This is a genomic window from Actinomycetospora chiangmaiensis DSM 45062, assembly GCF_000379625.1.
Taxonomy (GTDB): Bacteria; Actinomycetota; Actinomycetes; order Mycobacteriales; family Pseudonocardiaceae; genus Actinomycetospora; species Actinomycetospora chiangmaiensis.
The window spans coordinates 1-21,430 of the sequence record NZ_KB903234.1 but is presented as its reverse complement, the minus strand read 5'-3'; the positions used below and the strand labels follow the sequence as shown (position 1 = coordinate 21,430).

Sequence of the window (21,430 nt, the reverse complement as noted above, 5' to 3'; positions counted from 1 at the left end):
ACCCTGCCTCGATCGCCATGCACCCAGTATCGAACACATGTTCGACAAGATCAAGCGGCGAACGGAGCAACCTCCGGCATCAGACCAGACCGAGCCGACGTCGTGCCGCCCGCCGGACGAAGCCCATGGCGCCGAGGACGGCGAGTCCGAGCTCGACGGCGCCCAGGACCAGGACGCCCGACCCGGGGCCGCTGATCTCGTCCGAGAGGCGCGGGTGCAGCGCGCCGGCTCCCTGGGTGCCGGCGACGAGGACGAGGGCCAAGGTCACCTGCATGCCCAGCGCGGCGGGGAACGCCAGCCACGGGGTCAGTCGCTCCCGGCCGAGGACCAGGTCGACGACCGGGAGCAGGGTGAGGATGCCGAAGGCGACGAGCAGGAGTATCGCCGGACCGTCCGCGAGCATGAGCGGGGTGATGGCGGACCCGCGGACGTCGCGGGCGAGCGGCAGGAACATCCCGACGATGCCGAGGAGGCAGAGTCCGAACGCGGCCCACGGCCGGCTCGTCGGCCCGCTCGTCACCAGCCACCACCGCGCCCGGAGGCGGAGTCCGCGGGTGCCCTCGACGACGAATCGGTCGTGCGGGACGCGTTCCAGAGGGACGAGCGGAGGGTGGGGGACGTCGTCGTTCCCTGCGGCCTCGTCCCGGGCGAACTCACCTGCCGACATGGGGGACCTCCCGCCGTGCGCGCTGCTGGTCGCGCAGCGGCTACCCCACGTTCGTGAAGATCACGCGGAAGATACGCGTCCTCACACTCCGACACGGTCGAGGTCGGCCGCGAGATCACGCGCGTACAGGGCGTGCCCGGCGTTCGGTCGGGTGCACGCCGTCGCGGATCCGGTCCACCGGGAGCCCGATGTCGTCCCGCGAGCCCTGCACGACGACCAGCGCGGGACGTGCCGTCACCCGCTCCGGTTGCGCCGGCCTCATTCAGCCCAACGAGGTATGGACTTTCCGCCCGTCACGATGTTCCGCCTACGGATGAAGGTGATCCGAGGTCTGCGCCGTCGGAAGTGTGATGCGCTTCGGATGGACTAGTGATCCGAGATCCCACCACGCTCCGCTACCTTCTCAGGCATGGGCGAGCTGGATCGTTCCGCACGAGTGCTGGTGGCCGGTTCCGGGGGACTGGTCGGATCGGCCGTGGTGCGGGCACTAGGGGCGGCGGGGTTCTCCGATGTGGTCGGGGCGCGGTCGGCGCAGGTGGATCTGCGGGATGCGGAGGCGGCGCGGGAGTTCGTGACGTCGGTGGCGCCGGCGGTGGTGGTGGACGCGGCGGCCCGGGTGGGTGGGATCGCGGCGAACAACGCGCGGCCGGTGGAGTTCCTGCACGACAATCTGCGGATCCAGGCGAATCTGTTGGACGCGGCGCACGCGGCGGGGACCGAGCGGCTGTTGTTCCTGGGGTCGTCCTGTATCTATCCGAAGTTCGCGGAGCAGCCGATCCGGGAGGATTCGTTGCTGACCGGGGCGTTGGAGCCGACCAACGATGCGTACGCGATCGCGAAGATCGCGGGGATCATGGGTGTGCAGTCGTATCGGCGGGAGTACGACCGTCGGTGGATTTCGGCGATGCCGACGAATCTGTACGGGCCGGGCGACAACTTCGACCTGGAGTCGAGTCATGTGCTGCCGGCGTTGATCCGGAAGTTCCACGAGGCGACCGTCGCGGGTGATGCGACGGTGACGGTGTGGGGGACCGGCACGCCGCGGCGGGAGTTCCTGCACGTCGATGACCTGGCGGCGGCGTGTGTGCATCTGTTGGAGGCCTACGACGATCCGGCGCCGGTCAACGTCGGGACCGGTGAGGACGTGACGATCGCGGAGCTGGCTTCGCTGGTCGCGGCGACGGTCGGGTTCAGCGGGGAGATCGTCTACGACACGTCGCGGCCGGACGGGACGCCGCGCAAGGTCCTGGACGTCTCGAAGATCGCGAGCACGGGGTGGAAGCCGCGGATCGGGCTCGCGGAGGGCCTGGCCTCGACCTACCGCTGGTACCTGGACAACGACGTGGAGGGAGCTCGGTGAAGCGGGCACTGATCACGGGGATCACCGGGCAGGACGGGTCGTATCTGACCGAGTTGCTGCTGGCCAAGGGCTATGAGGTGCACGGCATCATCCGCCGCTCCTCGACGTTCAACACCGGCCGGATCGAGCACCTGTATCAGGACCCGCACGACCCGGATCAGCGGTTGGTGCTGCACTACGGGGATCTGACCGACTCCAGCCGGCTGGTGACGTTGATCGAGAAGGTGCGCCCGGACGAGGTGTATCACCTCGCCGCGCAGTCCCACGTGCGCGTCTCGTTCGACGAGCCGGAGTACACCGGGAACACCACCGGTGTCGGCACCGCCCGGTTGCTCGAGGCCATCCGGATGGTGGGGATCGAGACCCGCTACTACCAGGCCTCGTCCTCGGAGATGTTCGGGGCGACCCCGCCGCCGCAGAACGAACAGACCCCGTTCTACCCGCGGAGTCCTTATGGGGCGGCGAAGGTCTACGGGTACTGGATGGCCCGGAACTACCGTGAGGCGCACGGGATGTTCGCGGTCAACGGGATCCTGTTCAACCACGAGTCCCCGCGCCGCGGGGAGACGTTCGTGACGCGGAAGATCGCGCGGGCGGCGGCGCGGATCGCGCAGGGCAAGGAGCAGTTCGTCTACCTCGGGAATCTGGACGCGGTCCGCGACTGGGGCTACGCCCCGGAGTACGTCGAGGGCATGTGGCGGATGCTGCAGGCCGACCGGGGCGATGACTACGTGCTGGCGACCGGGACCGCGACCACGGTCCGGGAGTGGGTCGAGTACTGCTTCGGGGCGGTGAACCTGGACTGGGAGTCCCATGTCCGGTTCGACCAGACCTACCTGCGCCCGACCGAGGTCGACGCGCTGATCGGGGATGCCTCGAAGGCGGAGAAGGTCCTGGGCTGGAAGGCCGAGACGATGCCCGACCAGCTCGCTCGCATCATGGTCGAGGCCGAGCTGAAGGACCTCGACGCCGCCCGATGAAGGGCGGCCTGGCGCTGTTCCTGGGGCGTGTCGGGGGAGTGGCGGGTGCGCTCGTCCTCGGTCAGGTCGTGCTCGGGCTGACCTTCGTGGTCGCTGCGCGCACCATGACCCCGGCCACCCTGGGGCTCATCGCGACGTGCGCCGCCATCGGGCAGGTGGCGGCCACCGTCGTCGACTTCGGGCTCATCAACTACCTCGTCCGCGAGACGGCGTCGGGCCGGGTGACGAGCGCGCACGCGCGGGCGCTCACCGCCGCCAAGCGACCGTGGGCGCTCGCGATGCTCCTCGTCGTGGGCGGGGCGTCGAGCGTCCTGTTCGCGCCAGACCCCGTGGCGGGGGTGCTGCTGGCGCTCGTCGGCGCGGGCGTGTGGGAGGCGCAGAACGCGAACGGCCTGCTCCGGGCGCAGGAGCGGTTCGGGAAGGCGTCGACGGGCCAGATCCTGGGCCGCGTCGGCGGCCTCGTCGCGGTCGTCGTCCTGGCACTTCTCGGCGCCGGCGACATCGCCCTCGCGACCGCCATCCCCGTGTCGTTCGTGCTCGAGGCGATCCTGGACCGCGTGTTCCTCGGACGGGGCGAGCGCCGGGGGCGGGGCGCGACCGCCGAGATCGTCGCCGCGCACCGCGAGTCCGTCGGCTTCGGGCTGGCCACCCTCGCCGTCTCGGCCCAGCAGCTCGACACCCCCCTCGCGACGGCGGGTGGCGGCGCCTACGAGGGCGGGCTCTACGCCGCCGGCGGCCGTCTCATCGGTCCCCTGAACTTTCTCGCCAACTCGATCGGTCTCGTCGCCGGCCCGTGGCTGGCCCGCGCGGGGAACGACCCCGCGGCCCTGCGCGTCGAGGAACGGCGGGTGCTGCGGGTGAGCGTGGCGTTGTGCGTCGCGCCGCTGCTGCTCGCGGTCGTCGGGCCGCCGTTGATCCCGCTGCTGCTGGGTCAGGAGTACACGAGCTCCGGCACGGTGTTCGCGGTCCTCGCGATCGGCGCGGTGATCGTGACCCTCAACCAGCCGTTCGCGGTGATCCTGCAGAACCGGGGCCGGCCCCAGGTGGTCGCGGTCGGGATCGCGATCGGTCTCGGGGTCGGCCTGGTCGCGACCTTCGTCCTGGCCTCCCTCGGCGGTGCCGTCTGGGCGGCCGTCGGGTACGTCGTCAGCCAGCTCGTCATCTTCACCCTGCTCGGCCTCGGGGCGCGGCGTGCCCGCCGGGACGGGGCGATGGCCGTGCCGTCCGCGGACGGGGCGACCGAGGAGCCCGGGCAACACTGACCGGGCGGGACCTCAGACCGACGTCGGGGTCGGGCGCACCGCCCGGCGGCGGCGACGGCCGTTGGTGGCGTGGCCGTTCGTCCCGGTGCCGTTCGACCCGTTCGACCACGGGCCGGTGTGCCCGTTCGCGGGCGCGTCGGTCTCCGACCCGTCGTTCTCCACGGGCTCCGGCGCGGGCGCCGGCTCCGACCAGGAGGACGTCACCCGTCGGCGGCCCCGGCGCCGCGGCGCGGACCCGTTCCCGACGACGGGTGCGGCCGGCTCGCCGGCCTCGGGCTCGGGGAGCGCGGTCTCCGTCGCCGGGGCGGCCGCGGGCGAGGCGACCGCCTCGGACCCGGTGCGGGCCGCGGGCACCGTCGGGGCGGACGAGCCCTGGGCCGGGATACGTCCCGTGACGGCGTCCTCCGGGGTGGCGGACGCGGGCTCCCGGACCGGCTCGACGGCCGGGGCGGACTCCGCCCCGCGGGTGGGCTCGGCGACAGGAGCGGCCGTGGGCGCCGGGCTGGGAGCAGGCTCGGGTGCGGTGGCAGGCGCGACGGCGGGGGCGGACTCGGCCGCAGCGACGGGCTCGGCCGCAGCGACGGGCTCGGCCGCAGCGACGGGCTCGGCCGCAGCGGTCGGGTCCGTCGTGGCGACGGGCTCGGTCACCGCGGCCGGCTCCGGGGAGGCCGACGGCTGCACGGCGTCGGCGGTCGGCACCGGCGTACCGGCGGCCGGCTCAGGGTTCCGCGACGGCGTCTCCGACCGGGCCGGGGTCTCCGACCGCGCTGAGGTCTCCGATCGAGCCGGCGTTCCCGATGGGGCCGGGGTCTCCGACCGTGCCCGCGCTGCGCGGCGGCGCGACGTCATCGAAGGCTTCGACGCGGCAGAAGGCTCCGCTGCGGCAGAAGGCTCCGCTGCGGCAACAGGCGACGAGGGCGACGAGGGCGACGAGGGCGACGAGGACCGAGGTGATTCCGCGGGTGCCGGCGCCGCGGAGCGTCGACCGGCCGGGAGGGCCTTGCGGGTCTCGACCGGGGCCTGCGGGACGTCCACAGCGAAGGTGAACACCGCCCCGATCGCCGCGGCGTCAACGGTGCGCAGCCCGGCGGCCGCGGCGTCGAGGTCCTCCGGGCGGGCGGAGCCGCGTCGGGCGACGACGACCACGCCGTCGGCGAGGCGGGCCAGGTCGAGGGCGGCGGGGCTGCCGCTGAGCGGGGAGGCGTCGAGCAGCACCCACGAGTAGGTGGAGCGCAGGGCCGTGAGTACCGCGGCGCCGGTCACCGAGCCCCACACCTCGCCCGGACGTTCGACGGCGGAGCCCGCGGTCATGACGTCGAAGGCGCCCGGGGCGAACCGCTGCACGCCGACGACGCCGCCGGAGGCCCGCTTCGCGCGCAGCGCGTCGGCGAGGCCCGGCTCCTCCGGCAGGCCCAGGGCGGCGGCGACGGCGGGGCGCTGGAGGTCGGCGTCCACCAGCACGACCGACTCGCCCGCCAGCGCGAGGGCGACCGCGAGATCCACGGCGACGGTGGTCGTGCCCTGCTCCGGGCGCACGCCGGTCACGACGAGGCAGCGGCGGTCGCCGGCCCCCGCGACGACGGCGGTGCGGAGACGGCGGACGGCGGCGGCCCGGTCGCGGGCCTGGGCGGCGGCGCGGCCGCGGCGTCCGGCGACGGGTTCGACGAGCAGTGCCGGGCGTTCCGGACGACGGGCGAGCGCGGGGACGGAGGCGAGCACCGGGGTGTCGAGGCCCTCGGCGAGCGCGTCCGCGGTGTCCACCGCCCGGCGCAGGGCCCGGCGGCCGAGCGCCGCGCCGATGCCGAGCACCACGCCCGCGAGCAGCCCGGCGGCCAGCAGCATCGTCGTGCCGGGTCCGGCGGGGTAGACCGGCATGGTCGGCGGGAAGATCAGCTCGGTGGAGACCACGGGCCGGTTCACGGCCTGGCCGGTCGACTCGATGCTGTTCACGAGCCGGGTGAACGCGGTGGTCACGGCCGTACCGACGAGTTGCGCGTCCTCGGGGGTGGGGCGGGTGACCCCGACGTTGAGCACGACGGTCTCGGAGACCGCGTCCGCGCTGATCGAGTTCTGGATCTCGTCGGGCGTCGGGCTCCCGCCGAGCAGCGCCGAGGCGTCGGCCGCCACGCGGGGACCGGTGATCAGCTCGGTGTAGGACTTCACGCGCTCGGTGGAGAGCTGCGCGCCCTGGTAGGACTCCGTCGAGCTCGATGCCGTCTGTTGCGCGGCCACGTAGAAGACGGCGTTCGAGGTGTACGTGCGTGGCAGCAGCATCGCCACCGCGGCGGCGATCGCCACGCACACCACGACGATGCTGCCGATCAGCACGCGGTCCTCACGCAACACGGTCCAGTACTCGCGGGCATTCACGATGCGGCTCCACTGGTCTCGCGGATTCCGAGCCGGCGCTGCAGCCGGCGGGGCAGGAGATCGCCGGGCGCGTGGCGCTCGGCCTCGGTCAGGTCGTCGCAGGCCAGGGCCAGGGCGACGAGGACGAACACCCACGTCGACGCGGCGGCCGGCTGGGAGAGCAGGAGGGTCGCGAACACGACGAACGCGACGGGTGCGGCCCGGCCGCGGACCCCGGGCGAGGTCCGGACGAGCAGGAGCGGCACGAGCAGCGCCGCGGTGATCAGCAGGACGAACGGCAGGCCGTTGACGGCGATGTCGGAGATCAGGTTGATCCCGGCCTGCTTCTCGGTGCCCTGGCCGCCGAAGGGTTTGGTGGTGATCGCCCGGACGCCGGCGGCGGTCGCGTCGGAGCGCTCGTCGAGGGAGGTCTGGTTCGACGTCTGCTTGGCCTGCAGCCCCAGCACCGGGGCGTAGAGCGCCACCCAGGCTGCCCCGCCGATGGCACCGAGGCCGCCGATCTGGCGCAGGAACCCGCCGAGCCGGACCCCGCCGCGCGGGAGCAGGAACGTCTCCACGGCGAGCACGACGACGAACACGCCGAAGCCCGCCGTCGAGAGCGTCCCGACGAGCCCGGCCAGGATCAGCCCCTTGACCACCCACGACCGGTAGCCCACCGCCTGCGCGAGGAACCAGCCGGCGGCGCAGTACATCGCCATCCAGCCCGACTCGCGGCCGATCCCGGTCAGCCGCGGCACGTCCGTGCCGAACACGGCGGAGCTCGAGTAGCTGATCGTGAAGGGCAGGTAGACCGGCTGCGGGCCGACCGTGCCGACCGGGATCATCGCGATCTGGCCCGTGCCCACGCCCGCGACCGCCCACCACAGCGCCGTGACCAGCCACGACGCCCCGACGAGGCAGAGGATCACGACGAACCCGCGTCCGACGGCGAGCCGTGAGCGCGGGTCGGAGAACACGAGCACCGCCGCCACGAGGGACCCGACGGTGAGCACGAAGTCCTGGAACTGGCTGCGGATCCGGAGCAGGTCGTCGACCCACACGGAGTGCAGGACGAGCCAGACGTACGCGGCGACGACGAGGGCCAGCAGCGCCGAGACCGCTCGCGCCGGCCGCGTCGGCGCGGTCTCGCGGCGCAGCATCGCGGCCACCCCGGCCGCGAGGGCGAGGCCGCAGCCGCCCAGCGCCGTGTACTCCCCGAACGTGCCCGGGCGCAGCAGCGGCAGCGAGGCGAGCAGCAGCCCGGCCGGCACCGCGGCCGGGACCCGCGGGGTGGTCGCGGTGCCGCGCCGCCGCCCGACGACGGGTCGGCGTTCACCGGACAGCGTGGTCACCCGTCGTCACCTCCCCCTGGTGTTCACGGTCGGTCATCTTCCGCCGATCAGACTAACGAACGGGTGAAGGATCGCCTACCGGTGCGCGAACGTGGTCACAAAACGTCGCCGAGGAGTCCCCGGACGAAATGCTCGGTGCCGAGCCGCCGCTGCGCCTCGTGCGTCGCCTCCACCCGGCGGGCGTGCGTGGCGCACAGCCGACGGACGGCCGCCGCGATCCCGGCCGCCGCGTCCGGGCCGGCCACCTCGGCGACCTCCCCGATCCCGGTGCCGGTGACCATGCTCGACGCCCAGCCACGCGCCGGGCCGAGCACCGGCACGCCCCGCGCGGCGGCCTCGGCGACGATCCCGCTGGGGGCGTCGTTGTCGTGCAGCACCGCCACCGCGTCGACGCCGGCGATCGCGGCGTCGAACTCCGTCTCCGACAGCAGGCGGTCGTCGACGTGCAGCCGTCCCTGCTCGGCCAGCGGCGAGCCCGCGAGGGCCGCGGTGACGTCGGGGTCGCAGCGTCCGGCGAGCACGAGGTGCACCTCCGGCACCCGCTCGAGCGCGGCCACCAGGAGCGGCACGTTCTTGCGCGCGCTGATGACGCCGAGGACGCCGATGCGGAAGGGCGCGTCGGGATCGCGGGCCGGGCGCGACCCGCCGTCGGGAACCTCGACGGGATCGCGGACCGGGTCGATCCCGGGGAAGCCGCGGCGGCGCGTCACCACGCCGAAGGCGTCGGTGAGGAAGCGGACCCGCACTCCCGGGAGCCGGGCGAGGAGGGCCGCGAGCGGCGGTTTGACGGCCATCCCGGGCGTGGTGCGCTCCGAGCCGCCGGGGAGCACGGTCCGCATGAGCAGCAGGGAGACGGTCGGGCGGCCGGGGCGGGCCAGGGCGGCGAGGAGCGGCGCGACGTTCTTGTCGCCGTCGGGGACGACGAGGTGGGCGCTCGCGGCGGCGGCCGTCGCCACCGCCGCCCGCACCGCCGCGGCCCGACCGCTCGGCACCTCCACGACCTCGGCGGGCACGTCGGCGAGGTGCTCGGCGAACTCCGGGGAGTCGCGCACCTCGCGCGGCACCAGCAGCAGGGGGTCCGTCGCGCCAGGAGCGGTGAGCAGGAGGCGGACGTAGCGCAGCCGGTGCCCGAGCGGGTCGAGCTCGAACACCGCCACCCGTCCGTGAACGGACGGTGACGATCCGTGCGATCCGCGCGGTGTCACAGCCACGTGAGCCACATCCTGATGTCCTCATCCCCCTGGTTGAACCATAATCACCCGCGTGACGGACACGGTAGGTCACGACGACGGGGACGAGAGCATGAAGATCGCGTGGCTCACGGACGCGCAGGCGCCGTACCGCGAGCCGTTGTTCTGCGAGCTCGCCGCCCGGTGCGACTTCCGGGTGCACTTCCTGTTCGCCGAGGAACCCGAACGCCACTTCCGGTTCCGCCCGCACCCCGGCTACCGCTCGGGGGTCCTGGCAGCGGTGCCCATTCCGCTCCCGCGGCCGGTCGCGCGACGCCTCGACTCCTACCAGGCGGCGTTGCGTCCTGGGGTGACGCGGCGGGTGCTCGACGCCACCGACGTCGTCGTGATCCCGACCTGGGCGCAGGTGGCGAGCGCCTGGACGATGCTGCGGGCCCACCGCCGCGGCGTGCCGTACGTGATCTTCTCGGAGTCGACGCTGGACTCCCGGCAGTTCGACCGCGGACCGGTGGCCTGGCTGCGGCGGCGGTTGTTCACCCGCGCCGGCGCGGTCGTGGTGCCGGGGCCCTCGGCCCGCGACGCGGCGCTGCACACCGGCGTGGCCCGCGACCGCATCGTCGAGTCGGTCAACTCCATCGACCTCGAGGCCTTCGGCGCCCGCCCGCGGGAGCTGCGGCGGCAGGCGGGGGAGACGACGGGGCCCGACGCCGCCCACCACCGGTTCGCCGTGATCGGCCAGCTGATCCCGCGCAAGAACGTCCACACGCTGCTCGACGCGTTCTCCCGGCTCGACGGGGCTCCCACGCTCGACGTCGCCGGCGACGGCGTGGACCGGGCGGCCCTCGAGGACCAGGCGCGGGCGCTCGGGGTGCTCGACCGGGTGCGCTTCCTCGGGTTCCTCGACGAACCCGGCGTCGTCGAGGTGCTCGCTCGCGCCCAGACGCTGGTGCTGCCCTCGACCGAGGAGGTCTACGGCTTCACAGCGCTCGAGGCGCAGGTCGCGGGCCTGCAGGTGGTGGTGTCGGCGCGGGCCGGCATCGCGGAGAACCTCGCGGGCGTGGCGGGCGCGTGGGTCGTCGAGCCGGACGCCGACGGCGTCCTCGCGGGCCTCGAGGCCGCTCGCGCGGCGTGGACCGGGTGGGCCGAGGACGTCCCGGCGGACGCGGCGTCGCCGAAGCGCAGCGCGGACGACGTGCTCGCCGCCGCGGCGCGCGCGCTGACCTGACCCCGGTAGGCCGGCGGGCGCGAGCAGGGCGACGACTTCAGGCCGCGGAGTTCAGGCCGTGGAGTTCGCGGCCACCGCGATCCGGGTCGCGCCCTCGAGGTCCAGGGCGTCGTCGAGGGCGAGCCCGGCGATGCGGTTGCCGACGACCGACCCGCCGTCGACGCCGTGGAAGGCGACGGCGACGACCTCGTCGGAGCAGCGGAAGTCGTTGCCGGTGACGGTCACGGCCGTGGGCGGCACGACGGGCCGGCCACCGGCCGAGGTGCCCCGGCCGCCCGCGAGGGCGTTGACCACGGCGATCCCGGCGGTGTTGGCGGTGGCGTCGAAGGTGTTGCCGCGGACCGTCACGCGGGTGCAGCCCTGGATGATCTGCACGAAGGCGAACTCGGTGAGTCCGCAGGCGGTCATCCGATTGCCGGTGACGGCGACGTCGGAGGACCAGTCCTCCACGTGGACGGCCTCCATCCGGTAGTTCGTCATCGCGCAGCGGGTGACCTCGACGTCGGCGCAGTAGGCGATGCCGACCGCGAAGCCGGGGGAGTCGTTGTCCCGGAACACCGAGTCGTGCACCCGCACCGTGCGGAACGAGCCGCTCGGGCTGTTGAACTCCAGGTCGGTGTTCGTGTTGCGGGCGAACGTGCAGCCCGCGACCTCGACGCCGACCGTGACCGCCGGCGAGTCGTTCGCCTGGTACAGGCCATAGGTCAGCCGGTGGAGGAGCGAGTCGCGCAGCACGAGCGCGCTCGAGGTGTCGCCGTCCACCCCGAGCTGGACGCCGTGGCAGAACGACTCCCACACGTCCGTCGACCCGGAGAGCACGAGGCGCGACAGGGTGAGCCGGTCGACCCGGCCCACCCGCAGCAGCACCGTCTCCACGTCGCCGGCCCGGGCCAGCTCGAGGCCGTCGAGCGCGCAGTCCGCGCCGGCGACCTCGATCGCGGCGGTCGCCCGGGGTGTCATCCGCAGCACCGAGCGGCCCGGCTGGCCGGCGAACAGGACCCCCGGCGGCAGGGTGAGCGGCTGCGGCAGCACGAGGTGGTAGGTCCCGGCGGGCACGAACACGGTGTCGCCGGCGGCAGCGCCCGCGAGGGCCCGCGCGAACGCGGCGGCGTCGTCGGTGACGCCGTCCCCGGTCGCCCCGGCGGCGCGGACGTCGTGCACCGTGCCGCGCTGCAGGGGGGCGCCCCCGGGCCGGGGGAGGTCCGCATCGGTCGCGGGGGGTCCGGCCGGGCGCGACCCGGCGAGCGAGGCACAGGCGGCGGTCCCGACGACGGCGGCGCCCGCGGCCGCCGCCGTCGTCAGCACCCGTCGTCGGGACAGGCGGGACGGCCTCGGGGAGGGCGTCACCGTCCCTTGGCGAGGAGCACCTCGGAGACGGTCCGCAGCAGCACCTTCAGGTCGAGCCACAGTGACCAGTTCTCGATGTAGTAGTTGTCGACGCGCGCCCGGTCGGAGATCGGGGTGTCGCCCCGGAGGCCCGAGACCTGGGCGAGCCCCGTGAGCCCCGCGGGCACCCGGTGGCGATGACCGTAGCGCGGGTGCTCGGCCGAGAACTGCTCCACGAAGTGCGGCCGTTCGGGGCGCGGGCCCACGACGGTCATCTCGCCGCGCAGGATGTTGACCAGCTGCGGCAGCTCGTCGAGCGATGTCGCCCGCAGCACGCGGCCGACGGGGCCGACCCGGTCGTCCTGCGCGATCGACCACTGAGTGTCGCCCTCGGCGGTGGTCGCGGGGCGCATCGAGCGGAACTTCAGGCACTCGAAGCGCCGGCCGTCGCGGCCGACGCGGATCTGACGGAACAGGATGCCCGGGCCGCCCTCGATCCGGACGGCGAGCGCGCACGCCAGGAACACGGGGGAGAGGACCAGCAGGGCGAGCGACGACACCGCCACGTCGACTGCGCGCTTGAGCGCGCGGGCCGGCCCGTCGAGGGCGGGCGTGCGGATGCGCATCACCGGCAGCGACCCGATGTGGTCGGTGTGGCCGGTCGCGGTGGCGAAGGCGTGCAGGCGCGGTACGACGAGCAGGTCGCAGGCCTGGGTGGCCGGGGTGCGGACCCGGTCGAGCAGGTCCGCCTCGTCGAAGGCGCCGTCGCCGACGAGGAGCACGTCGGCCCCCAGCGCGGCGACCAGGTCGTCGAGGTCGTCGAGGGTGCCCAGCCACGGCACCCGGGCGGACGCCGGGCCGGGGGCGGAGTCGACGTAGCCGGCGACGGCGAGCCCGTAGCGGGGATAGCGGTCGAGCAGGGCGGCGACCTCGCCGGACAGGTCGCCACCCCCGACCAGCACCGTGCGGTGGGCGACGATGCGGCGCCGGCGCCCGGTGAGGACCACGCCGGTGGACACGGCGCGCCCGGCGACCACGAGGGCGACCGAGGCCAGGGACGTCAGGACGAACTCGGTGACCCCGACGTTGTCATGGCGCACCGCGAAGACCGCTGCCACGAGGGCGATCGCGACCAGCAGCCGGCCGAGCAGACCGGGCAGCTCGTCGAGCACCGAGAGGTGCAGCCGCGCCCGGTAGCGGCCACCGCCGCACACGAGGGCCACGAAGATCACGGAGAGGGCGGCGAACGCCTTCCAGTAGTGGGGGCTCCACGCCATCGGCGCCGCGGTCAGCACCGCGTCCAGCGGGAGCACCAGCATCCAGGCCTGCAGTCCTCCGGCCCGGTCGACCCCGAGGAGCGGACGGGCGTCCGGCCGGGCGAGCGGCCGCTCGCGTCCGGCGGCGCGCGGTCCGGGGAGGTCACGGAGGACGGTGCTGCGCGAGGTGCTCCTCACACTGGTCCATCCGGGCGCGGGCCGTCTCGCCCCCACGGTGCCGCGGAGTCCGCCCATCCCTACCGTGCCTCCCCTGCGCTGATCACTCACCGCTACAGCTACACACGATCGTGGGCGATCCATCGGGCCAGGACCCTGGGAACTCTTCCCAGGTCTCCGCCAACCCGATCACTCGTCGCCAGGGCTGTTCGGACGCATTGCGTCCGTTAGAGTGATGTACGACTACCGACCGCCATTCTCCGAACGCATCTCACGGGTCTGATCCGATCGGACTACCGTTCGATGGGGTGGCGGCAGTACACGCACAGTGCTGAGGGAGGCCCGGGTGTCGACGACGGCCGATGGGGACACGGCGTCACCGCATCACCCGATCGTGTCACCGGTATGGACACCCGTGGGTCGCGGTGCAGAGATCGCGCAGCTGCACGAGGTCCTCGACCGGGTCCGGCGGGGCCGGGCCGTCCGGCTCCTGCTCACCGGGGAGTCGGGGGTCGGGACGACGACGCTCGTCGACACCTTCTGCGACCAGGTCGCCGCCGGGCCCGACGGCCCCGTCGTCGTCCGGACCGTCGCCCCCGAGCCGACGGGCGCGCCCGTCGCCCACGCCACCACGGAGCTCCTCGCCCGTGCGCTCGACGACGTGGTCGCCCCCGGGCGCCCCACCTCCGGTCGGTCCGCGCTCGCCCTGCACGACGTCCTGGCGGTCGCGCGCCGTTCGGCCGGACCGCGCCGGCCCGTCGTCCTCGCCCTCCACGACCTCCACCACGTCGACCCGGCGTCCGCGACGGTGCTGGCCGACCTGCTGCGCCGGCTGCACGGCGGGGGCCTGTTGGTCCTCGCGACGGCCACCGACCCGTCCCGGCTGGCGGTGCGTGGCCGCGCCTGGTGGCCGCGGCTGTTCGCCGACGGCGGCCCGGGCGGCACCACGCTCGTGGGGACCCCGACGGAGGTGCGCACGATTCCCGTCGGCGGGCTCGACGCCGCGGCCGTCGCGGCCTTCGTCGCGACCCGGCGTCCCGCGGCGCCCACCCCAGGTCCCGGCGTGGCGGCCCAGCTCGTCGCCGCCACCGGGGGGCACCCGGTGCACCTCGCGCTGCTGCTGCGGACGCTGCCCGACGAGGTCCTGGCCGGGCTCGAGCCGCTCCCGGGGCGCCGCAGCCTGGCCGCCCCGGTCGGCGAGGCGGTCGCTTCCCTCGCGCCCGGGACCCGCGACCTGGTCGCCGCGCTCGCCGTCGTCGGGGGCACGGCACCGGTGTCGCTGCTCGAGCAGGTCGCGGCGGTGGCCCCCGGCAGCACCCCGCCGGCGGCCCCGGCCGAGGCCGCCGCCGCCGGCCTCGTCCTGGTCGCGGCGCGGGGGCCCCGGGTCGAGCTCCGCTTCGTCCACCCCCTGATCCGCGACGCGGTCTACCGCGGGCTGACCCCGGCCGAGGCGGCCGCGCTGCACTGCACCGCGGCCGCGGCGATCGGGGGCCGGACCGGCTTCGCGCACGCCGTCGCCAGCGCCGCCGGGTCGCCGGCCCCGGAGGTGGCCGACGCCCTCGTCGCCGCGGCGGCGGCCGAGAACGACCCCGACGAGTCCGCCACGCTCCTGCTCTGGGCCGCCGAGGTCGCGGCCGGCGGGGTGGAGCGCGAGGGGTTGCTGCTCGAGGCGGCCGTCCGGCTCGTGCTGGCCGGCAGCCTCGGCCGGCTCCGGGGGCTCGAGAGCGCGCTGCGCGGCGCCCGGGCCTGCGGCGCCCGGGACCTCGCCCTCGGGACGCTCGCCTTCGAGACCGGCGACCCGGACGCCTACGCCCCGCTCGCGGCCGCCCTCGAGGACGCGGACGCCGACCCGACGGTGCGGGCGCTGGCCGCCCTCAAGCTCGGTGCCCACCACGTCCTGCACGGGCGGGGTGCCCGCGCGGTGGAGGTGGCGGCGCACATCGGGGATCTGACCGACGACCCGGGCTTCCTCGAGGGTGCCCGGGCCCTCGAGGTCGTGGGCAGCGCGCTCCGGTGGGGCCCGGACACGGCGCTCGACGTCCTCGGCGACCACCTCGACGGCGTGTACGGACCCGACCTGCTGGTGATCTGCGGCCGGCTGCACCTCGCCGCGGGCGACCCGGTGGCCGCCTACCACCGCCTGCACCAGGGCCTGGACCGGATCCGCGCCGGCTCGGCCACCACCATGGGGCGCCTGGTCCACCTGTTCCTGGCCGAGGCGGCGTTCCGCACCGGCCGGTGGGACGAGGCGGAGGCCGAGGCCCGCGTCGGGGCCACCGTCGCACAGGAGGCGGGCAGCGCCTGGATCGCGCCCGCCGCCCGGGGCATGTGGTCGATGGTGCGGGCGGCGCGGGGCGGGCTCGGTGACGTCGAGGTCGACCTCGACGGGGCCCGGCGCCGGCTCGAGCGCGCCCCCAACGTGCTCGGGGCCTTCACCCGCGATCTCGCCGAGGCCTTCGTCGCGCAGGTCCGCGGGGACGCCGACCGCGCGTACCGGGTCCTCTCCGACCTGGCCGACGGCCCGGTGCCCGCCCTCGAGGCGGCCCCGCTGGCGCTCTGGCGCGTCCTGCTGGCCGAGGCTGCGATCGACGCCGACCGGCCCGCGACGGCGGGTGCGGTGCTGCAGGGGTTCCCGGCGGCCGGGACGCCGCTGTGGTTCGCGCTGAGCCGCTACCGGCTCCTCGGCCGGCTGGCCGACCGCAGCGGCGACGCCGCCCGCGCCCGTGAGCACTTCAGAGCGGGGCTCGACCTCGCGGCGGCACGGGAGGTCGAGGCCCTGGTCTGTCCGATCGAGGTCGCGGCCCTGCACGCGGCCGCCGGTCGCCTGGCCCGCCGGCAGGGCTGGGCGAGCGCCCCCGAGCACCTCGCCGCCGCGCGGCGGGGCTTCGCCGCCCTCGGCGGCTCGCCGTGGGTGGCCCGGGTCGACGCCGAGATCGACCTCGGCGTCCCCGGCGTGACCTCCTCGGCCGCGCCCGCGCCGACCGTGCCCGAGCCGCGGGCGACCACCGGGACCGAGCTGCGCCCGGCCGCCCGCGGGGTCCCGGACACGCTGCCCGCCGCCTCGGCGTCGGCGCCCGACGAGGCGGTGGTCGACGCGGCCTCCGTCGCCTCCCTCACCCCGCGCGAGCGGGAGGTGGTCCGCCTCGTCGCCCAGGGTCTGACCAGCCGCGAGGTGGCCGCGGCGCTCTACGTCACGCCGAAGGCGATCAGCTACCACCTCGGCAACGTGTTCGCGAAGCTCGGTGTGAGCTCCCGCCGGCAGCTCTGGGGACGGACCTTCGACTGAGGCCGAATGGGTGACGCTCGTCCGGGGTACTGGGGCCGATATGACAGAGCGTTCCCGACGGCGGGTGTGGTGGCTCGTGGGTGGGGCGGCGGCCCTCGCGGTCGCCGTCGGTGCGGTGGGCGTCGTCGGGGTCCGCGAGGCCACGGCCGACCCCGGGACGGGCATGTTGCGCCTCGCGCACCTGTCCCCGAACACCCCCGCCGTCGACATGTACGCGCAGGGGCCGGACCTGCCGCTGACCAAGGTCGCCGGGGACATCTCCTACCGGGCGGTGAGCCCCTACCTGACCGAGCCCGCCGGGACCTACCGCATCCAGGGCCGGTCGGCGGGCGCCCCCGCGAGCGCCCCCCCGCTGTTCGACGTCGCCGTCGAGGTCCCGGCCGGGTCCGCGCAGACCGCCACGTTCGTCGACATCGGTCCGAACGGCGCCACCCAGGCCCAGGTGCTCGACGACGAGACCGCGCCCGCGCCGGCCGGGTCGGGCGCGCTGCGGGTCGTGCAGGCCGCGGCCGAGGTCGGGCCCGTCGACGTCACGGCCACCGACCCGTCCGGCGACGTCCCGTCCGTGCCGCTCGCGCGGACCCTGTTCTACGGCTCGGCCACGCCCTACGCGACGGTGCCGGCGAAGCCGTGGCAGCTGCGGGTCACCAGCCGCAGCGGGAAGTCCTCGTCGGTCGAGGTGCCCGTGACCAGCACGTCCGTGGCCACCCTCGTCGTCACACGGGCCGCCGACGGCGGCCTGGCCACCCAGCTCGTCGCCGACGCCGCCTCGGCGGCGCCCACCCCGGCACCGACGCCGGGCGCCCCGGTCCCGGCGCCCAGCACGGCCCCGCGCACCGCGCAGTCCTCGGTGCCCCCGGTCGCCCCCGGCAGGCCGGCCCCGCCGCAGCCCTCGAGCGCCGAGACCACCTCGGCCGCCCCGCCGGCCCCGAAGGCGCCCACCCCGCCGGCAGGCGGGATCGGCGCCGGGCTCGGCGGCCTGAGCCACGCGGACCTGGCCAGCGGCGGGATCTGGGACACGATCTCGGGCTGGTTCTCCGACGACCCGACCGACGGCGTGCCGGACGCGGTGAAGATGCCGCTCGCGATCGCCACCGCGCCGCCGCCCGGCGGGCCGCACCCGACGTCGTTGTCGATCCCGGCCATCAGGCTCGACGTGGCCGACCCGGTCGACCTGCGCGTGGACTACCGCGGGGCGCTGCAGGTCCCCACCGACTTCTCGAAGGTCGGCTGGTTCAGCTCCTCCGCCGTGCCCGGCGACCCGGGCTCGTCGGTCATGGTCGGGCACGTCGACACCCGCCGGGGCCCGGCGGTGTTCGGGGCGCTGGGTCAGCTGAAGCCCGGGGACCTCATCGAGGTCGGGCGCTCCGACGGCGGCACCGCGCGCTTCGGGGTCGACTCGGTGGAGACGTTCGCGAAGGACGGCATCCCCACCGAGCGCATCTACGGGCCGACCACCACGCCCACGCTGCGCCTCATGACCTGCGGCGGGCCATTCGACGACGCGACGCTGAACTACCAGGACAACATCATCGTCTTCGCCACCCCGCGCTGACCCGGGCGCCGTCGCAGCGCCGCCGTCGACGGACGAACCGGACACGGCGGCCGGTCCCGGTGCCCCGTGTGGTGCGCCCCTGGAAAACCTGGCAACTGTTCCCAGGGTGGTCCGGACCCAGCCTGTCGACCATCGGTGGCCGGAGGAACACGCCCGCGAGGAACAGGAGCGCGTCCGATGGTCATGGCCCCGGGCCGACCCGCAGCGGGTGGCGCGGCGGAGGGGAGCCGCCCGTCGTCGGGAACGCTGGATGTCCGCGTCATCGGCATGCACTACGCCCCCGAGCACACCGGCAACGCGCCGTACACGACCGGCATGGTCGCGGCGCTGCACGCGGCCGGGCACCGGGTGCAGGTGGTCACGGGCTACCCGCACTACCCGGCGTGGGAGGTCGCGGACGGCTACACCGGGCTGCGCCGCACCGAACGGATCGACGGCGTGCCGGTCACCCGGGTGCGCCACCCGGTCCCCGCGGTGCCCGACGCGCGCCGCCGCATCGTCATGGACGCCGCCTTCACCGCCCACGCCGCGGCGGTCGGCGGACCGCGACCCGACGTCGTGATCGCCGTCAGCCCCGTCCTGCTCACCGTGCTGGCCGGGCTGCGTTGGCGTCGGGCGGGCCGGACCGCGCTCGGCGTCGTGACCCAGGACCTCTACTCCCGCGCGCTGACCGAGACCCGGATGACGTCCTCGCGGGTCGCCTCGCTGGGTGCCCGGCTCGAGGGATCGCTGCTCGCCCGGGCCGACGGCGTCGCGGTGGTGCACCCGTCGTTCGCCCCGACCGTCACCGCGCTCGGCGTGGACGCCGGCCGCCTCACCACGATCCCGAACTGGTCGCACATCGCCCCGCCGACCCGCGACCGCGCCACCGTCCGGCGCGAGCTGGGCTGGCGCGACGACGAGGTCATCGCGCTGCACGCCGGGAACATGGGCGTCAAGCAGGGCCTGGAGAACGTCGTCGAGGCCGCGCGCCGCGCCGACCTGGCCGGGTCGAAGGTCCGCTTCGTGCTGCTCGGCGACGGCAACCAGCGGGCGCGACTGGCCGGGCTCGGCGCCGACGTCGAACGGCTCACGTTCCTCGACCCGCTGCCCGGAGACCGGTTCCCCGACGCCCTGGCCGCGGCGGACGTGCTCGTCGTGAACGAGGCCGAGACGGTCGCCGAGATGAGCGCGCCCTCCAAGCTGACCTCGTACTTCGCGGCAGGGCGCCCGGTGGTCGCCGCGTCGTGGGCGCGGTCGGCGGCGTCCGCGGAGCTCGCGCGGGCCGGGGCGGGCCCGCGGGTCGACCCGGGTGACCCGGAGGCGCTGCACGCGGCGGTGCTCGCGACGGCGGGTGACCACGAGGCGGGCGCCCGGGGCCGGGCGTACGCGGCCGACACGCTGGGAGCGGGGCGCGCGCACGCCGCGTACGTGGCGTGGGTCGAGGGGCTGGCGGCCCTACGGGTTGCAGCGCGGTAGTCCGCGGCCCCCGCGATCGCCCCGGACCACGTACACCTCCGAGAGGTAGCCGGTGCGCCCGTCGGGGAAGGACGCGCGGTACCAGAGGTCGGACTGCGCGCGGTCGGGATTGCGGGCCTGGTCGGGGTCGGCCAGGTCGACGTTCCACATCATCTGGCCGGTGGTCCAGCAGCTCGCGACGATCGCCGCGCCCGACACCATCTCCGTCCCCGGCACCTTGCACGAGCGGCTCGGCGACGCGCAGTAGGACAACGCCTCGGTCGACAGGTAGGCCGGTGTCCGGTCCTCCACGAGCCGGTCCGCGCCCAGCGCCACCTTGTTCTGCACCTCGATCGCCTCGACGGTCTGGGGGACCACCGGTGGGTCGGGCACGGTGACCCGGCCCAGCACGAAGCCGAGCACGATCCCGAGGACCGCGATCCCGGCGGCGACGAGCAGGGCGCGTCTCCCGACGGCGGGTCGGCGCCGCGTCCCGGCCGGGGGCTCGTCCGTCGTGGTCGTGGTCGTGGTCGTGGTCGTGTCGGCCCCGGGCTCGCCGGTCGGGGGCTCGCCCGTCGTCGTGCCGCCGGCCGTCGGCGGCAACGGTGCGTCGCTGACGCTCGACGTCGGGACGGCGCCGTTCGCCCCCGCCGGCTCGTCGGCCGCGTCGTCCGTCGCGTCGTCGGCGTCGTCCACGGGCGTCGGGGGCGTGCCGAGATCCGCGCGGAGCGCCTCCCACCGGGTCCGCCACGGTTCGGGCTCCGCGTCGCAGGCCCGGACGTAGTCCTCGACGGTCTCCCACCGGGGCAGGTGTCGGCCGGCCGACGCGTCGGCGAGGGCGGTCTTCGAGCGTCCCGTGCGCCGGGCCATCGTCGTGAACTTCGGGCCACCGGCCTGCTCGCGCAGGAGCCGGAGGTCCCGGGCGAACTCGACGAGCGGACCCCCCGCGGGGTCGAGTTCGCGCTGCGGTCGGGGCACGGTGTCGCTCCGGTGATCGTGGAGTGTCCTCCCGGATTCCATCGGTCCGGGACGCCCGCGAGTTACCCGATCGGGTGACCACTCCCGCCCCGGCCGAACGCTCCGGGGTGCCCCTCGAGACCCCGGAACGGCGGCCCCGACACGAGCGCGGGAGTGGTCACCGCGGCAGCTTCCCGGGCGGGATGATCTCGGCGGAAGGGAAGCGGACAACCCCCGATTCCGCCGGACAACCCTGCGGCGGCGCCGGACAACTCGACCCGTGTCCGGGTGTGACCTGCACCGACGCCCCTCGACACCTAGCATCGCGGGCCATGCCCACACCCCCGCTGCCCGCCGAGGTCCAGGACCTGCTCGCCCGCCCCAACCCGAGCGTGATCACCTCGCTGCGCCCCGACGGCTCGCCGGTGTCGGTCGCCACCTGGTACCTGTGGGACGACGGCCGCGTGCTGGTCAACATGGACAAGGCCCGCACCCGGGTGCGCTACCTCGAGAACGACCCCCGCACGACGATCACCGTGCTCGCCGAGGACGACTGGTACACCCACGTCTCGATGCAGGGCCGCGTCGTCGAGTGGGCGGAGGACGAGGGGCTCACCCGCATCGACCAGCTCTCGCAGCACTACACCGGCAGGCCCTATCCGGTGCGCGACCGCGAGCGCGTCTCGGCGTGGATCGAGGTGGAGCGCTGGCACGGCTGGGGCTCGGCCAAGGCCAGCGACAACCCGGAGAACTAGTTGTACTGACCGGACACGTTGGTTGAACCGGTGTGACGACACGGTCTGAATGATCTTGAGGGGAGGACCTCTCGGGAGTGCTGTGGAGCTGTCTGACGGCACCCATCACCACCGGGAGGTCCTCCGTGGCCCACGCTAACGCGGCACTGACCCCGCGCAGCCGATTGAAGCTCGCGCGTCTGATCGTCGAGCAGAACTGGCCGATCGCCGCGGCCGCGATCCGCTTCCAAGTCTCCTGGCCGACCGCGAAACGCTGGTCGCAGCGCTACCGCGAGGACGGCGAGGCCGGCATGACC

The 21,430-nt window shown here is 75.0% G+C and carries 17 protein-coding genes; 9 read left to right on the top strand and 8 right to left on the bottom strand.

Annotation, left to right across the window (positions count from 1 at the left end; translation table 11 throughout):
• Positions 1–79 precede the first annotated feature (79 nt).
• The gene (locus A3CO_RS0116805) at positions 80–667 is read right to left on the bottom strand and encodes a hypothetical protein (protein ID WP_018333407.1); all 588 of its coding nucleotides are present in this window, start codon (positions 665–667) and stop codon (positions 80–82) included.
• Positions 668–782: 115 nt separating this feature from the next.
• Complete coding sequence (locus tag A3CO_RS40065) at positions 783–905, bottom strand: hypothetical protein (RefSeq protein ID WP_018333406.1); 123 nt, start codon at positions 903–905, stop codon at positions 783–785.
• A 171-nt stretch (positions 906–1,076) separates the two neighbouring features.
• On the opposite strand from A3CO_RS40065, the gene A3CO_RS0116795 reads away from it, so the two are divergent.
• From A3CO_RS0116795 to A3CO_RS0116785, 3 genes are read left to right on the top strand one after another with little or no spacing between them, the layout of a single operon-like run.
• On the top strand, positions 1,077–2,027 hold the full coding sequence (locus tag A3CO_RS0116795) for a GDP-L-fucose synthase family protein (RefSeq protein ID WP_018333405.1): 951 nt from the start codon (positions 1,077–1,079) through the stop codon (positions 2,025–2,027).
• On the top strand, positions 2,024–3,007 hold the full coding sequence (gmd, locus tag A3CO_RS0116790; protein WP_018333404.1) for a GDP-mannose 4,6-dehydratase: 984 nt from the start codon (positions 2,024–2,026) through the stop codon (positions 3,005–3,007). Before A3CO_RS0116795 ends, gmd begins: the two co-directional genes overlap by 4 nt.
• Entirely contained in the window at positions 3,004–4,269 is a 1,266-nt protein-coding gene (locus A3CO_RS0116785) for a lipopolysaccharide biosynthesis protein (RefSeq protein WP_018333403.1), read from the top strand. The genes gmd and A3CO_RS0116785 overlap by 4 nt, the downstream gene beginning before the upstream one ends.
• Positions 4,270–4,281: 12 nt before the next feature.
• On the opposite strand, the gene A3CO_RS38165 is transcribed toward A3CO_RS0116785, so the two are convergent.
• The 3 genes from A3CO_RS38165 to A3CO_RS0116770 all read right to left on the bottom strand — a co-directional run bounded on the left by A3CO_RS38165 (position 4,282) and on the right by A3CO_RS0116770 (position 9,127).
• Positions 4,282–6,639: a Wzz/FepE/Etk N-terminal domain-containing protein gene (locus tag A3CO_RS38165; protein ID WP_018333402.1), complete on the bottom strand. Its 2,358-nt coding sequence runs from the start codon at positions 6,637–6,639 to the stop codon at positions 4,282–4,284.
• The gene (locus tag A3CO_RS38730) at positions 6,636–7,970 is read right to left on the bottom strand and encodes a hypothetical protein (protein ID WP_018333401.1); all 1,335 of its coding nucleotides are present in this window, start codon (positions 7,968–7,970) and stop codon (positions 6,636–6,638) included. Before A3CO_RS38730 ends, A3CO_RS38165 begins: the two co-directional genes overlap by 4 nt.
• Positions 7,971–8,065: 95 nt before the next feature.
• Positions 8,066–9,127, bottom strand: a complete 1,062-nt coding sequence (locus A3CO_RS0116770) for a glycosyltransferase family protein (RefSeq protein ID WP_018333400.1) — start codon at positions 9,125–9,127, stop codon at positions 8,066–8,068.
• 106 nt (positions 9,128–9,233) lie between these two features.
• Between A3CO_RS0116770 and A3CO_RS35995 the strand changes: the two genes are divergently transcribed.
• Positions 9,234–10,385, top strand: coding sequence for a glycosyltransferase (locus A3CO_RS35995; protein WP_157647654.1), 1,152 nt, complete (start codon positions 9,234–9,236; stop codon positions 10,383–10,385).
• 51 nt (positions 10,386–10,436) lie between these two features.
• Here the strand turns inward: A3CO_RS35995 and A3CO_RS0116760 are convergent, their stop codons facing one another.
• On the bottom strand, positions 10,437–11,690 hold the full coding sequence (locus A3CO_RS0116760; protein WP_018333398.1) for a glycosyl hydrolase family 28-related protein: 1,254 nt from the start codon (positions 11,688–11,690) through the stop codon (positions 10,437–10,439).
• A 38-nt stretch (positions 11,691–11,728) separates the two neighbouring features.
• The gene (locus tag A3CO_RS0116755; RefSeq protein WP_018333397.1) at positions 11,729–13,165 is read right to left on the bottom strand and encodes a sugar transferase; all 1,437 of its coding nucleotides are present in this window, start codon (positions 13,163–13,165) and stop codon (positions 11,729–11,731) included.
• A gap of 394 nt (positions 13,166–13,559) precedes the next feature.
• Between A3CO_RS0116755 and A3CO_RS0116750 the strand changes: the two genes are divergently transcribed.
• From A3CO_RS0116750 to A3CO_RS0116740, 3 genes are all read left to right on the top strand, one after another.
• The gene (locus tag A3CO_RS0116750; RefSeq protein ID WP_018333396.1) at positions 13,560–16,430 is read left to right on the top strand and encodes a helix-turn-helix transcriptional regulator; all 2,871 of its coding nucleotides are present in this window, start codon (positions 13,560–13,562) and stop codon (positions 16,428–16,430) included.
• A 40-nt stretch (positions 16,431–16,470) separates the two neighbouring features.
• The gene (locus A3CO_RS35990; RefSeq protein ID WP_084681990.1) at positions 16,471–17,985 is read left to right on the top strand and encodes a DUF4397 domain-containing protein; all 1,515 of its coding nucleotides are present in this window, start codon (positions 16,471–16,473) and stop codon (positions 17,983–17,985) included.
• Positions 17,986–18,162: 177 nt separating this feature from the next.
• A complete protein-coding gene (locus tag A3CO_RS0116740; RefSeq protein ID WP_245561519.1) occupies positions 18,163–19,443 on the top strand; it encodes a glycosyltransferase family 4 protein in 1,281 nt (426 codons plus the stop codon).
• On the opposite strand, the gene A3CO_RS35985 is transcribed toward A3CO_RS0116740, so the two are convergent.
• A complete protein-coding gene (locus A3CO_RS35985; protein ID WP_051085987.1) occupies positions 19,423–20,400 on the bottom strand; it encodes a helix-turn-helix domain-containing protein in 978 nt (325 codons plus the stop codon). The genes A3CO_RS0116740 and A3CO_RS35985 overlap by 21 nt on opposite strands.
• A gap of 311 nt (positions 20,401–20,711) precedes the next feature.
• Here A3CO_RS35985 and A3CO_RS0116730 point away from each other — a divergent pair, with 311 nt between their 5' ends.
• Positions 20,712–21,134 carry a PPOX class F420-dependent oxidoreductase gene (locus tag A3CO_RS0116730; RefSeq protein ID WP_018333393.1) on the top strand — a complete coding sequence of 141 codons (423 nt, stop codon included), beginning with the start codon at positions 20,712–20,714 and terminating at the stop codon, positions 21,132–21,134.
• A 125-nt stretch (positions 21,135–21,259) separates the two neighbouring features.
• Positions 21,260–21,430 (top strand): helix-turn-helix domain-containing protein (locus tag A3CO_RS36980; protein WP_157647652.1); only part of this gene is annotated, 171 nt, incomplete at its 3' end.